Source organism: Streptomyces parvus, assembly GCF_014648875.1.
Classification (GTDB): Bacteria; Actinomycetota; Actinomycetes; order Streptomycetales; family Streptomycetaceae; genus Streptomyces; species Streptomyces parvus.
This window is the reverse complement of record NZ_BMRY01000005.1, coordinates 385,017-398,552: the sequence shown is the minus strand read 5'-3', so window position 1 is coordinate 398,552 and position 13,536 is coordinate 385,017. Positions and strand designations below refer to the sequence as shown.

The window sequence follows — 13,536 nt, the reverse complement described above, 5'->3', positions numbered from 1 at the left end:
CGCGCGGGGCGGACCGTACGGCGCTACGGCGCCGGGTCCGCCCCGTCCGGGTGCAGCGCGCCGCCCGGCCGGAACAGCCGCTTGGCCACCGCGTGCCCGCGCTCCGCCGCCATCCGGAACCACGGCTCCGCCGCCGTCAGACCCTCGCGCTGCTCGACCAGGCGGCCCAGCTCCCACATCGACTCCACGTCACCGGCCTTCACCGCCTGCCGCAGCAGCCGCTCGGCCGTGTCGGGACGCCCCTCGGCCCGGGCGGTCAGGGCGAGCGTCCGCAGCCCCCGTACCGCTCGGGCGTCCCCGGCGGCGGCCGCGACCGCCAGCGCGCGCGGATCGGCGGGGCGGCGGTACCGGTTCCCCAGGATCAGCAGGATCCCGAGCACCCACATGATCCAGCTCAGGCTGATCAGCGTGCCGTTGCCGGTGATCACCCCGGTCAGGCTCAGCGCGCCGCCCGCCGGCAGCAGGAAGTACCCCAGCCCCGGTCCCATGCCCACTCCTCTCCGCCCGGCCTCTCCGCCGCGCGTGCTCCGTCCCTTCCCGCATCCCGGCCCGCCGTACCGGTTCCGCCGGTCCCGCTTCTCAGCCTCCCGTACCGGCCGCCGCGTCCAGGAAGACCGGATTGGTGAGCGCCGCGAACGCGCCCGGCAGCCCGGGAACGGCCGGTGCGTGCCGGACCTCGGCGCGCACGTACGCGGCGTGGGCGGGCGTCGTACGCCACTCCACCACGCCCGTTCCCGCCGCGGGCAGCGGGGTGGTCAGCAGGACCCCCTGGTCGGTCACGAGGCGCACCGTGCAGTCGGCGGCCGCACCCGACACCTCCAGCCGTACGGTCACGGGAGCGTCCGCAGCCGCCCGCAGCCGCTCCCCGATGCCCGCGTGCCCGCCCCGCCCGTCCGTCGCGCCGAAGGACAGGGTCAGGGCGGCGGACTCGGCGAGATAGGAGCGGCCCGCCCGGATGCCCGCGAGGATCGCCCGCCGCGACAGCGACTCGGCCAGGACGACGGTCTGCGGGTGGCCCACCCGGTCCGGTTCGCGGTGGGCGTCGCTGTTGCCCGTCGCGGGGAGCCAGCGCCCCGGCCCGTCGTCCGGGTTCCGTACGTCCGTGTTCTGTACGGCGGCCACCAGCGCGTTGTCCCACTCCGCGAGGGCGATCTCGTCGTCCGGGGTCCAGGGCCCGTTCCACACCTCGACCGCGTCGGCCTCGGCGAGGCCGAACTTCCAGTTGCAGCCGATGCAGGTGGCGTGCGGGTGGGCGGGCACGACGAGCCCCCCGGCCCGCCGCACCTGGTGCGCGTACCGGCCGAAGCGGTTCTCGCGGGCCCGGTAGCGCCAGTCGACGAAGACGCCCGGGTCGGTGCCGACGGCGAGCACGTGCCCGTTGCGGGTGGTGATCTCCTCGCCGGTCAGGATCAGCAGGTCGTCACCCCACAGCCCCTCCCACGCGGCGTGCGCGGAGGTCGTGTTGTGCTCGCTGCTGTTGATGAAGTCGAGCCCGGCGTCCCGCGCGGCGGCGGCGACCTCGGCCGGGGTGCGCCGCCCGTCGGAGTGGACGGAGTGGACGTGGCAGTCGCCCCGGTACCAGGCCCGGCCGCGCCCCTTCGCCCGCTCGGGCGGGTACACCGGCGCGGGGGTGGGGGCCGTCCCGCCGAAGCGGAGGGTGACGGTCACCTCGTACGGGAGGCCTTCGGGGGCGACGGTGTAGGGGGCCAGGGCGATGTGCCAGACCCCGGGGCGTACGGGGCCGGGGAGATAGCCGGGGGTCGCGGCGTCGGCCCGGACGAAGAACGAGGTGCGCGCCCCGCCGGACCAGCCCCGGAAGCCGCGCCCGCCCAGGGCCGTACCGCGTTCGTCGAAGAGGCCGATGTCGAGCGCGTTGCCCTGGACGCCGGGCGGGACGGGTGGTTTCCCGTACGTGTAGGAGACGGCGAACTCGGCCACCCCGCGCGGGACGTCGACCGGGAGGTACACGTAGTCGGGCGACCCGACGGGCAGCGTCCCGCGTACGGTCCGGGTGCGGTGGGGGCCGTCCGGGCCGGGTCCGGAGCGGTCTTCGGAGCGGTCCTCGGCGCGGGCGAAGCTCACGGTGGCCAACGTTAGGCCGGTGGCGGCGGTCGCGGCGAGGAGGCCGCGCCGGTTCACGGCGGAGTTCACGGCGGAGTTCATGGCGGAGTTCATGGCGGTCACGCTCTCGGATTTCGCCGACATACGGCTTACGTTGGCGCTTCGCACGGACGACGTACAGAAGGACGACGTAGGGAACGACAACAACCATGGAGGTGGCTTCGATGCGGATTTCCACCACGATCTTCCTCACCGACGAGACGGTGACCCCGGTCCGGCTCGCCCGCGAGCTGGAGCGGCGGGGGTTCGGCGGGCTGTATCTGCCCGAGCACACGCACATCCCGGTGAGCCGCCGTACGCCGTACCCGATGGGCGGTGAGCTGCCCCGCGAGTACGGCCGGACGCTGGACCCGTTCGTCGCCCTCGGCCAGGCCGCCGCCGTCACCGAGCGCCTGACCCTGGGGACCGGCATCACGCTGGTCGCCCAGCACGACCCGATCGACCTGGCCAAGCAGGCGGCCACCCTGGACCACCTCTCCGGCGGCCGGTTCACGCTCGGCGTCGGTTACGGCTGGAACGTCGAGGAGGCCGCAGACCACGGGGTGGAGTGGCCGACGCGCCGGGACCGGGTCCGGGACCGGATGGCGCTGATGCGGGCCCTGTGGGCGGACGAGCCGACCGGGTACGAGGGCGCGTCCGGGTCGGTGCAGGCGAGCGAGGCGCACCCGAAGCCCTTCCAGCGGCCGCGCGGCCCGGTCAACGGCCCGCGCACGCTGATCGGCGGCGGCGCGGGCCCGAAGCTGTTCGCGCACATCGCGGAGTACGCCGACGGCTGGCTGCCCATCGGCGGCGGGGGCCTCACGGAGTCCCTGCCGAAACTGCGGGCGGCCTGGGAGGAGGCCGGGCGGGACCCGAAGAGCCTCCAGGTGGTGCCGTACGCGGTCCTGCCGAGCCCCGGGAAGCTCGCCCACTACGCGGAGCTGGGCATCGAGGAGGTCGTGCTCCAGCTGCCCCCGGCGGACGAACCGGAGGTGCTGCGGACCCTGGACGCGTACGCCGCGTACCTCTGACCTCGTGGGAGGGGCCCTCCGGGGCCGCCGGTGCAACCGGGCGTGCCGACAAGGCATCCTTACTCACCGGGGAACGCACACGCGGGCCGGAGGCCCGCCCGGGGTGGGGAGTGGAATGAACAGGCCGTTGCGGCACATAGCCATTTTCTGCGGGCTGCTGGTGCTGGGCCTGCTGCTGCGGGTGAACTGGCTCCAGCACGTCGACCGCCAGGAGCTGGCCCAGCACGAGAGGAACGCCCGGGTGCGGTTCGAGCGGTTCGCCACGCCGCGCGGCGACATCATCGTCGGCGGCAAGGCGATCACCGGGTCGAAGGAGACCGAGAGCCGGGACTACGCGTTCCGCCGGACCTACAAGGACGGCCCGATGTACGCGCCCGTCACCGGCTACGCCTCCCAGGCCCGGGGCACCTCGCTGCTGGAGCGGACCTACGACAGCATCCTCAGCGGCCAGGACGACCGGTTCGCCTTCCGGCACGCCAAGGACGTCCTGACGGGACAGCCCCGGCGCGGCGGCGATGTGATCACCACGATCGACGCCAAGGCGCAGAAGGCCGCCTACAAGGGGCTGACGGACCTGGGCGCCCGGGGTGCGGTGGTCGCCCTGGACCCGCGCACCGGAAAGGTGCTGTCACTGGTCTCCACCCCCTCGTACAACCCCGAGGTCTTCGCCGGCATCACGTTCAAGGAGAGCGAACGGTTCACCGCGCTGGAGAAGAAGAAGGGCAAGCCGCTGGCCAACCGCCCGCTGCGCGAGACGTACCCGCCCGGCTCCACCTTCAAGATCCTCACGGCCGCGGCGGCGCTGGAGCACGGCGTGGTCACCGACGTGGACGCCCGGACGGACGCCGTCTCGCCGTACCCGCTGCCGCTCTCCTCCAACAAGATCGGCAGCGAGGCGGGCGACGCCGTGTGCAGCAAGGCGTCCATGAAGACCGCCATGCAGTACTCCTGCAACAACGTCTTCCTCGACGCCGCCGCTGAGCTGGGTGAGGACCGGATGCGGGAGACGGCGGAGAAGTTCGGCTTCAACGAGGACGTGTACGCGGACGAGTTCGGCGACATGCTCGCCACGAAGAGCCTCTACCCGCCGAAGCTCGACAAGCCCGGCACGGCCCTCACCGGCATGGGGCAGGGCAGTCTGACGAGCACCCCGATGCAGATGGCGATGGTCACGGCGGCCCTCGCCAACGACGGCAAGCTGATGCAGCCCTACATCGTCGACGAGCTGCGCGGCCCGGACCTCTCCACGCTGGAGAAGAACGAGCCGATGGAGATGAGCCAGGCCGTCTCGCCGGAGACGGCGAAGAAGGTCCAGGAGATGATGGAGCACACCGCGAAGGAGGGCAGTGCCCAGCGCGCCCTGATCGACGGTGTCACGGTCGGCGGCAAGACGGGCACCGCCCAGCGCGGCGTGAACGTCCGCGACGAGGTCCCGTACGGCTGGTTCGTCAGCTACGGCAAGAAGGACGACGGGCGTTCGGTGGCGGTCGCGGTGTTCATCGACCCGACGGACATGGACATCTCCCGCTCGGACATCTCGGGCGGCCGGCTGGGCGCCCCGATCGCGAAGAGCGTGATGCAGGCGGTGCTGGGGGGCTAGTACTCCAGCAGGATTACCTGGACCGGTCCACCCCGGCCCGTCCGGCGTTTGAGGACGGAACCGCGCAGGTGGGCCCGGGGCACGTAACGGGGTGCCGAGCCCGAGGCCCCGAAACCCTCAGGGGGCGAGCAGGGCGGCGAGCATCCGCCGTACGACCACGGCGAGTTCGGCCGGGTCCGGTGCCGGGCGGCTCGTGGCCGGGGCGCCGGCGATGCGGTCGTACAGCAGGCCGTCGGTCCAGGCGACGAGCAGGTCCGCCGCCTGTTCCGGATCGGGGGCACCCAGCGACGCCAGCAGAGTGGCGGCCCTGGCGCGTGCGGCGCGGCCGGCGGTCTCCAGGTCGGCGCGGAGTTCCGGGCGGCGGGTCGCCTCCAGGCTCAGCTCGAAGCGGGCCAGTTGGCGGTCCCGTCCCGTGGTCAGCCAGTGGTGCAGCAGCGCGGCCAGGGACTCGGCGGCGGAGTCCGGGTCCGGGACGCCGTGCCGGGCCTCCCAGCGGTCCACGTCGGCGACCGTCAGCGTGGCCAGGCGGAGGTAGCAGGCGCTGATCAGGGCGGATCGCGTGCGGAAGTAGTACGACGTACTGCCGGCGGGCAGCCCGGCCGCCGTGTCGACCGCGCGGTGGGTCAGGCCGCGCAGACCTGCGGCGGCCACCGTGGCGATGGCGGTGTCAGCGATCAGGTCCCGGCGGTCGGGGAGGGGAGCAGGCATGGTTCGCACTCTATAGGTGTAGAGTGCGGCCCATGAGCCTCTACAGATGTAGAGGGTGCGCGTGGGGAGGCGATCCTTATGGGTGTTCGTCATGCTGTCGTGGCCGGGGGCGGGATCGGCGGCCTGACCGCCGCGGTGGCGCTGAGCCGTCGCGGATGGCGGGTGACCGTGTGCGAACGGGCCGCCGCCCTCACGGGGATCGGTGCGGGCATCGTGCTCGCCCCCAACGCCCTGCGTGCCCTGGAGTCGATCGGCCTGGGGCCCGCGGTGTCGGCGGGCGAGCCCCTGGCCGGTGCGCTCGGACTCCGTACCCCCGACGGGGCGTGGCTGAGCCGGACCGGCGCCGCGGCCTCCCGCTACGGGGTTCCCGCCCGCGCCGTCCACCGCGGCTTCCTGATCGACGCCCTCGCCGCCGCCCTGCCGCCCGGCGCGCTGCGGCTCGGCGTCTCGGTGGGCGGGGTTGACGAGGCCGCCGAGGGCGCGGTGGTGGTGCGTACGTCGGCGGGGGAGCTGCGGGCCGATGCCGTCGTGGCGGCCGACGGACTGCGCAGCGCGCTCCGGGGGCAGCTCTTTCCCCGGCACCCCGGTCCGCGCTACGCCGGTGAGACCGGCTGGCGGGCGGTGCTGCCCGGCGCCGGCCTGCCCGCGCTCCCGGCCGCCGAGACCTGGGGGAGAGGGGAGCGGTTCGGGATCGTCCCCCTCGCCGACGGCCGGGTCTATGTGTACGCGACCGCTGTCGCCGGCCCCGGTACGCGGCCGGCCGACCACCGCGCGGAGCTGGTCCGCCGCTTCGGTGCCTGGCACGATCCGATCCCGGCCCTGCTGGAGCGGCTGGATCGGCCGGACGGGCGCGAGCCCGACCCCGTGACCGTCCTCCACCACGACTTCTACGAACTCGCCGCGCCCCTGCCCCGGTTCCACTCCGGCCGGGTGGCTCTGCTCGGTGACGCCGCCCATGCGATGACCCCCAACCTGGGTCAGGGCGGCTGCCAGGCCATCGAGGACGCGGTCGTCCTGGCGCACCTCCTCGCGGGCGGCACCGCCGTACCGGCCGCGCTCGCCGCCTACACGGAGGCCCGGCTCGGGCGCACGACGCTGATCAGCCGCCGTTCCCGGCGCATGGGGGACCTCGCCCGGCTCTCCCATCCCCTGGCGGTCTCCGTCCGCAACTTCGCCGTACGGGCCACGCCGTCGGCAGTCACGGCACGGGGGCTGGACACGCTCCTCGGCTGGCAGCCCCCGCCCGGCCCGGAACCGGCACCCGGTTCGCCCCAGGCCTCCAGCCGGTCCGTCGACATCAAGGAGGAGGAGCGCTGATGAACACCGCGATCGCCGCCCGGACTTCCACCGGAGCGGATCCCGTACGGCCCTTCAGGATCGGCGCGTACGGATTCGTCGTCCTCGGGGCCGGCCACCTCGCCTTCGTCGCCGCGACGGCCTCGGCCACCCCGACCCCCGAGCAGCGCAGAGCCGACACGGCGATGCGGGAGTCCACCTTCACCCTGCTCGGCCTGGAACGCACCACCCTCGACGTCACCCACGGCATGAGCATCGCCATGGCCTTCTTCGCTGTCGCCTGCGGCCTGCTGATGCTCGCCGCCGTCCGCCATGCCCCCGACCTCGTCCGGCGGCGTACCGCCTTCGGGTGGGTGCCCCTGGTGGCCTCCCTGGCCGCCCTCGGGCTCGCGCTGCTCCTGCTGCCCGCCCCGCCGATCGTCATCCTGCCCGTCACCAGCTACGCGTTCGCCCTGTCGTTGTGGAGAGGAGCGGCGGACTGACGTACGGGCGGGGCCTGCCTGTCCGTTAGCGGTGGCGGCCCTTCGGACGGGTGGTGGGCGCCCCCGGGGCGAGGGTGGGCACCACGGAGGCGGGGGTCACGGGCGCGCCCCCGTCGGGTGTGTGCCCGTGACCCCCATGACCACGGAGTACAGACTCGTCTCAGCCGTGATGAACAACCGATTCCGCTTCACCCCGCCCCACGCCACGTTCGACACCGCCTCCGGCACGACCAACCGCCCGGTCAACGTCCCGTCCGGGTCGTAGCAGTGCACCCCGTCACCCATCGCGGCCACCCACAGCCGCCCCTCGTCGTCGAACCGGATGTTGTCGAAGCGCGCCCCGCTCCGGGCCCCGCCCTCCGCGAAGACCCGGCCGTCCGACAGCTCCCCGTCCTCGCGCACGTCGAAGACGCGGATGACGTTGTCCCTGGTGTCGGAGACGTACAGCCTCTGCTCGTCCGGCGAGAGCACCAGCCCGTTGGGCGCCGCGAAGCAGTCCGCCGCCAGGTGCACCTCGCCCGTCGTGGGATCGACGCGGTAGACGTGGTTGGCCCCGATCTCGCTCGCCGCGCGGTGTCCTTCGTAGTCGCTGGTGATCCCGAAGTCCGGGTCGGAGAACCAGAGCGTGCCGTCGGACCGGACCGTCGCGTCGTTCGGACTGTTCAGCCGCTTGCCCTGCCAGCGGTCCGCCAGTACCGCGACCGTGCCGTCGTGTTCGGTCCGGGTCACCCGCCGGTTGCCCTGTTCGCAGGTGATCAACCGGCCCTGCCGGTCGAGGGTGTTGCCGTTGGTGTGTCCGGCGGACCGCCGGAAGACACCGACCGCGCCGGTCTCCTCGTCCCAGCGCAGCATCCGGTCGTTGGGGATGTCGCTCCAGATCACCTGCCGCCAGGCGGGCACGTACAGCGGGCCTTCGGCCCAGCGGCAGCCGGTGTACAGCACTTCCAGGGCGGCATCACCGTTCATGCACCGCCCGGTGCGGAACCGCTCGTCGAACATCTCGTACAGCACGCCACGTTCGCCGGTCATGCAGACCCTCCCCATCCAGCACGTCATCCCGGAGTCCCGGAATCACCTTCGGCTCGCTGGTGAGACTGCCGTATGAGATATGGTCCGATCAAGGTTCTGCCGAATGGGGAGTTGTGGATCACATAGACCGTTCCCTGCTGGCCCGGCTCCAGCAGGACGCCACCCAGTCCTATGCCGCGTTGGGCCGGTCCGTGGGCCTCTCCGCCGGTGCGGCCCACGAACGGGTGCGCAAGCTGCGCGAACGCGGAGTGATCCGGCGGACCACGGTCGAGGTCGATCCGACGGCGGCGGGCCATGACGTACTGGCGTACGTCATGGTCGACTCGGTCTCCTGGATGGGCGATTCGGCGGAGGCGTTCGCCGCGGTCCCCGAGATCGTGGAGGCGCACATCATCGCGGGCAGCGCGTCGGTGCTGGTGAAGGTCAGGACGCCGACCACCGGGCAACTGCAGGACGTGCTGCGCCGGATCTACGCGATTGACGGGGTCAGCGGGACACAGGCCACGGTCGTGCTGGAGACGTTCTTCGAGCGCCCGGCACCGCTGGAGCCCACCGCCGAGACGTAGCTCCGCCCGGGGGGCAACGGTGCCAGGGGGCAGCTAGCGCACCGATCGCAACGCGCCCCGCCGCACCACCTTCGCCCCCACCGAAGCCGAAGCCGAAGCCGAAGCCGAAGCCGGGTCCGGGTCCGGGTCCGGGTCCGGGTCCGGGTCGGAGGATGCACCACCGGACCCCACCAACGCCACCAACTCCGTCAACGCGTCGATACGGAAGTCCGCCGTCTCCACCACATCCGGGTGGTCCGCCCACCAGTGCCCGTACGGCCCCCGCCGCAGATGCGCCGTCCGCAGCCCCGCCGCGGCGGCCGGGAACAGGTCGTCGGCCGGGTGGTCGCCCACGTACAGCGTCGCCTCCGGGGCCGCGCCCGACGCCTCGGCCACCCGCGCGAAGAACTCCGGGTCCGGCTTCCGTACGCCCCACTCGTCCGAGGTGACCACCAGGTCGGCGGGCAGGTCCAGCGCCCGCAGCAGCTCCCCGGCCCGGACCGTGCCGTCGCCCGCCACCACGACCCGCACGCCCGCGGCCCGCAGTTCACCCAGCGCGGGCCGGACGTCCTGGTAGAGGTCTGACTCGTCGAGGTGTTCGCCGCGCCCGGCGGCGGCCCGTGCGCGGCAGGCCTCCTCGACGTCCATGCCGGGCCGCAGGATCCGCAGCGCGTCCGTGGCCTCGCGGCCCTGGGCGACGGCCGCGCCCACCAACGCACCGAGCGTGTGCGGTGGTACGCCGAGCCAGTCGGCCCAGGACGCCCAGTGCCGGTCGTCGCGTACGAGGGTTTCGCCGATGTCGAGGACGATCGTTTCCATCACCGTTCCGACCTTAGGCGTGAGGACGCCGCCGACAGGCGCTCATCCGGGTGAGTCGGCCCGCACGAGTGACCAGGAGCACCCCACGGCCTGCGCATACAGGCCACAGGCCCTGGTCCGGGACGCGCGCCTCGCTCGTATGCTCGGTTCATGACCGATCCCGATCCCGATCCTCAGAGCGGACGCCCCACCTCCAACGCCATGCGGCGCGCGCTCAAACGCGCCCGCGACGGTGTCGCCCTCGATGTGACCGAGGCCGCCGTCCTGCTCCAGGCGCGCGGCGACGACCTGAAGGATCTGGCCGCGTCCGCCGCCCGCGTCCGGAACGCGGGCCTGGAGGCCGCGGGCCGGCCGGGCGTGATCACGTACTCGCGCAAGGTCTTCATCCCGCTCACCCGCCTCTGCCGAGACCGGTGCCACTACTGCACCTTCGTCACCGTCCCCGGAAAGCTGCGCCGCGCGGGCCACGGGATGTTCCTGTCCCCCGACCAGGTGCTGAAGATCGCCCGCGAGGGTGCGGCGATGGGCTGCAAGGAAGCGCTGTTCACGCTCGGCGACCGCCCCGAGGACCGGTGGCCGGAGGCGCGGGAGTGGCTGGAGGCGGAGGGGTACGACGACACCCTCGCGTACGTACGGGCGATGGCGATCCGGGTCCTGGAGGAGACGGGTCTGCTGCCCCACCTCAACCCGGGCGTGATGACCTGGACCGACCTCCAGCGCCTGAAGCCCGTCGCCCCCTCGATGGGGATGATGCTGGAGACGACGGCGACCCGCCTGTGGTCCGAGCCGGGCGGCCCGCACCACGGCTCCCCGGACAAGGAACCGGCCGTGCGGCTGCGGGTGCTGGAGGACGCGGGGCGCTCCAACGTGCCCTTCACCACCGGCATCCTGATCGGGATCGGCGAGTCGTACGAGGAGCGCGCCGACTCCCTCTTCGAGCTGCGGAAGACGGCCCGCGCCTACCACGGCATCCAGGAAGTCATCGTGCAGAACTTCCGCGCCAAGCCGGACACGGCGATGCGCGGGATGCCCGACGCCGAGCTGGAGGAGCTGGCCGCCGCGATCGCCGTGGCCCGGCACATCCTCGGCCCGTCCGCCCGGATCCAGGCCCCGCCGAACCTGGTGGACGCGGAGTACGCGCTCCTCATCGGCGCGGGCATCGACGACTGGGGCGGGGTCTCGCCGCTGACCCCCGACCACGTCAACCCGGAACGCCCCTGGCCGCACATCGACGAACTGGCGCAGAAGACGGCGGACTCGGGCTTCACGCTCCGCGAACGCCTCACCATCTACCCCGAGTTCATCCAGCGCGGCGAGCCCTGGCTCGACCCCCGGCTCCTCCCGCACGTCCGCGCCCTGGCCGACCCGGAGACGGGCCTCGCCCGCGAAGGCGCACTGCCCGCCGGCCTGCCCTGGCAGGAGCCGGACGAGGGCTTCACCTCCTCCGGCCGCACCGACCTGCACGCCACCATCGACACCGAGGGCCGTACGGGCGACCGCCGTAACGACTTCGACGAGGTGTACGGGGACTGGGAGGCGCTCCGCGAGGCGGCGGCCCCCGGCATGGTCCCGTCCCGGATCGACGCCGACGTACGCCAGGCGCTGAGCCAGGCCGCCGACGACCCGACGAGGCTCACCGACGACCAGGCCCTCGCCCTGCTCCACGCGGACGGCCCGGCGCTGGACGAGCTGTGCCGGATCGCGGACGCGCTGCGCCGGGACGTGGTCGGTGACGACGTCACGTACATCGTCACGCGGAACATCAACTTCACCAACGTCTGCTACACCGGCTGCCGCTTCTGCGCCTTCGCCCAGCGCCGCACCGACGCCGACGCGTACACCCTCTCCCTGGACCAGGTCGCGGACCGGGCGGCGCAGGCGTGGGACGTGGGCGCGGTCGAGGTCTGCATGCAGGGCGGGATCCACCCGGACCTGCCCGGCACGGCGTACTTCGACATCGCGCGGGCGGTGAAGGAACGCGTCCCCGGCATGCACGTCCACGCGTTCTCGCCCATGGAGGTCGTCAACGGGGCCACCCGCACCGGCATGTCGATCCGCGACTGGCTGACCGCCGCCAAGGAGGCCGGGCTCGACTCGATCCCCGGTACGGCGGCGGAGATCCTGGACGACGAGGTCCGCTGGGTCCTCACCAAGGGCAAGCTGCCCACGGCCACCTGGCTGGAGGTCATCAAGACAGCGCACGAGGTGGGTCTGCGCTCGTCCTCGACGATGATGTACGGCCATGTCGACCAGCCCCGCCACTGGCTCGGCCACTTCCGTACCCTCTCCCGACTCCAGCAGGAGACAGGCGGGTTGACGGAGTTCGTCACCCTCCCCTTCATCCACACCAACGCCCCGGTCTACCTGGCCGGCATCGCCCGTCCGGGCCCGACGGACCGCGACAACCGGGCGGTGACGGCCATGGCACGACTGCTCCTCCACCCGCACATCACGAACATCCAGACGAGCTGGGTGAAGCTCGGCACGGAGGGCGCGGCGGAGATGCTCCGCTCGGGCGCGAACGACCTGGGCGGCACGCTGATGGAGGAGACCATCTCCCGTATGGCGGGCTCCAGTTACGGCTCGTACCGCTCCATCCAGGACCTCAAGGCGATCGCCGACCTGGCGGGCCGCCCGTCCCGCCCCCGTACGACGCTCTACGGCGAGGTACCGGCCGAACGCGTCGCGGCGGCCACGGCGTCGGACGGACACCTGCCGGAGCTGCTGCCGGTGCTGCCGAACTGAGGGAACTGGGGGAGGGGGCTTGAGGTGCCCCCTCCTCTCCGCTCAGCAGCCCATGGCGGCGAGCCCGGTCGGTAGGTACGACCGCACGAACCGCTCGATGTCGTCGCTGTGGTCGCCGTCGGTGTTCGGCAGATCCAGGTTGAGGATGTAGTTCTTGCCTGCCTTCGGGCACGGGGCCATCACCACGGACCGGGTGTGGGAGACCACGGCGTTGTCGCTGACGTCCGAGGCTCGGAGCCGGTCGAAGTTTCCGAGCCTGCCGCTCTTGGCGTACGCCGACACGTCGAACTTCCGTTGCCCGGAATGCTCGGTGAAGGCGAATTGCATCAGGCCATCGACGTAGATCTGGCAGGAGAACGACCTGTCGGACACCGATTGCTTTTCGCGCAGCTCCGCGCCGCTGGGCAAGAGGGCTCCCAGCTCGTCCTTGCTGACGTCCCGTTCGCAGGCCTTGCTCGGGACGGTGTACTCCTCCGCGCCCCCGCATGCCGAGACGCCGGCGAGGAGGAGGACGGCGAGGGAAAGGCGAACGGCGGAGGCCCGCAGGTTCCCGGTCATGGCGATTCCGGAGCGATGTCCGGAAGTTCGGCCGCTCCCTGGCAGCGCACCACCTCGCGGGCGACAGCCCGCGCCGTGTCGGCTGTCAGCTCCGAGACCTCTTCCCTTGCGGTCCGATCGTTGATCTCGGATGCGACCTCGACCGAGACCTCGAGTAGGTCGTTCCTGCCCTTTTTGTAGGGGCAGGGGACGAACAATGCGGCCTTGTAACGGCCGATGTAGCCTGTGGCCGGCCCCAGGGAGATGGGGGTGTTGCCCTGCTCGGTGCTCTTGCGCGCAACGGTCTCGGTGGTGAATTCCGGGTCCTGGATCCGGCGGTAGCTGATCGCGAGTTCCTGACCGCCACCCGACAGCTCGCACGCTCCGAGCCCCTTCGAAGCATCGGCGACGAAGTTGGTCGAGCGCACTTCCTCGAACGGGTCGCCCGTACGAGGCAGCAACGCCGCCACCTGCGTACCGGGCACAGTGCCCTGGCACACCCGGTCCGGAACGGCGACCTGTGGCTTCTGGTCCGGCAGGAGCAGCGCCGCCCCCGTCCCTGCGACGATGAGGACCCCCAGGCCCACGACGAGTGCCCTGCGATCACTGATCCACGAGGACATTGCCCCGGAACTGGCTCCCAT

At 72.5% G+C, this 13,536-nt stretch carries 13 protein-coding genes; 6 read left to right on the top strand and 7 right to left on the bottom strand.

Going from position 1 to position 13,536, the window contains the following annotated elements; genetic code table 11:
• Window positions 1-23: 23 nt before the first annotated feature.
• Window positions 24-488 (bottom strand): SEL1-like repeat protein, encoded by a 465-nt coding sequence (locus IE140_RS18605; protein ID WP_032766765.1) that lies wholly within the window; start codon window positions 486-488, stop codon window positions 24-26.
• 91 nt (window positions 489-579) lie between these two features.
• Window positions 580-2,163 (bottom strand): CehA/McbA family metallohydrolase, encoded by a 1,584-nt coding sequence (locus IE140_RS18600; protein ID WP_150193473.1) that lies wholly within the window; start codon window positions 2,161-2,163, stop codon window positions 580-582.
• Between the two features lie 122 nt (window positions 2,164-2,285).
• Between IE140_RS18600 and IE140_RS18595 the strand changes: the two genes are divergently transcribed.
• On the top strand, window positions 2,286-3,131 hold the full coding sequence (locus tag IE140_RS18595) for an LLM class F420-dependent oxidoreductase (RefSeq protein ID WP_150193445.1): 846 nt from the start codon (window positions 2,286-2,288) through the stop codon (window positions 3,129-3,131).
• A 115-nt stretch (window positions 3,132-3,246) separates the two neighbouring features.
• A complete protein-coding gene (locus IE140_RS18590; RefSeq protein ID WP_150193446.1) occupies window positions 3,247-4,731 on the top strand; it encodes a peptidoglycan D,D-transpeptidase FtsI family protein in 1,485 nt (494 codons plus the stop codon).
• A gap of 117 nt (window positions 4,732-4,848) precedes the next feature.
• Here IE140_RS18590 and IE140_RS18585 read toward each other — a convergent pair whose 3' ends face one another.
• Window positions 4,849-5,448: a TetR/AcrR family transcriptional regulator gene (locus IE140_RS18585; RefSeq protein WP_150193447.1), complete on the bottom strand. Its 600-nt coding sequence runs from the start codon at window positions 5,446-5,448 to the stop codon at window positions 4,849-4,851.
• 69 nt (window positions 5,449-5,517) lie between these two features.
• Between IE140_RS18585 and IE140_RS18580 the strand changes: the two genes are divergently transcribed.
• Window positions 5,518-6,756 carry an FAD-dependent monooxygenase gene (locus IE140_RS18580; RefSeq protein ID WP_150193448.1) on the top strand — a complete coding sequence of 413 codons (1,239 nt, stop codon included), beginning with the start codon at window positions 5,518-5,520 and terminating at the stop codon, window positions 6,754-6,756.
• On the top strand, window positions 6,756-7,217 hold the full coding sequence (locus IE140_RS18575; protein ID WP_150193449.1) for an LIC_13387 family protein: 462 nt from the start codon (window positions 6,756-6,758) through the stop codon (window positions 7,215-7,217). Before IE140_RS18580 ends, IE140_RS18575 begins: the two co-directional genes overlap by 1 nt.
• Window positions 7,218-7,313: 96 nt before the next feature.
• Here IE140_RS18575 and IE140_RS18570 read toward each other — a convergent pair whose 3' ends face one another.
• Entirely contained in the window at window positions 7,314-8,246 is a 933-nt protein-coding gene (locus IE140_RS18570) for an SMP-30/gluconolactonase/LRE family protein (protein WP_150193450.1), read from the bottom strand.
• Window positions 8,247-8,359: 113 nt separating this feature from the next.
• On the opposite strand from IE140_RS18570, the gene IE140_RS18565 reads away from it, so the two are divergent.
• On the top strand, window positions 8,360-8,812 hold the full coding sequence (locus tag IE140_RS18565) for an Lrp/AsnC family transcriptional regulator (protein ID WP_093439078.1): 453 nt from the start codon (window positions 8,360-8,362) through the stop codon (window positions 8,810-8,812).
• 33 nt (window positions 8,813-8,845) lie between these two features.
• Here the strand turns inward: IE140_RS18565 and IE140_RS18560 are convergent, their stop codons facing one another.
• Window positions 8,846-9,610 carry an HAD family hydrolase gene (locus IE140_RS18560; protein WP_150193451.1) on the bottom strand — a complete coding sequence of 255 codons (765 nt, stop codon included), beginning with the start codon at window positions 9,608-9,610 and terminating at the stop codon, window positions 8,846-8,848.
• 150 nt (window positions 9,611-9,760) lie between these two features.
• Between IE140_RS18560 and IE140_RS18555 the strand changes: the two genes are divergently transcribed.
• A complete protein-coding gene (locus IE140_RS18555; protein WP_150193452.1) occupies window positions 9,761-12,355 on the top strand; it encodes a bifunctional FO biosynthesis protein CofGH in 2,595 nt (864 codons plus the stop codon).
• A 42-nt stretch (window positions 12,356-12,397) separates the two neighbouring features.
• Here the strand turns inward: IE140_RS18555 and IE140_RS18550 are convergent, their stop codons facing one another.
• Both IE140_RS18550 and IE140_RS18545 read right to left on the bottom strand, forming a co-directional pair.
• Window positions 12,398-12,913: a hypothetical protein gene (locus IE140_RS18550; RefSeq protein WP_150193453.1), complete on the bottom strand. Its 516-nt coding sequence runs from the start codon at window positions 12,911-12,913 to the stop codon at window positions 12,398-12,400.
• Entirely contained in the window at window positions 12,910-13,536 is a 627-nt protein-coding gene (locus IE140_RS18545; protein ID WP_150193454.1) for a hypothetical protein, read from the bottom strand. The genes IE140_RS18550 and IE140_RS18545 overlap by 4 nt, the downstream gene beginning before the upstream one ends.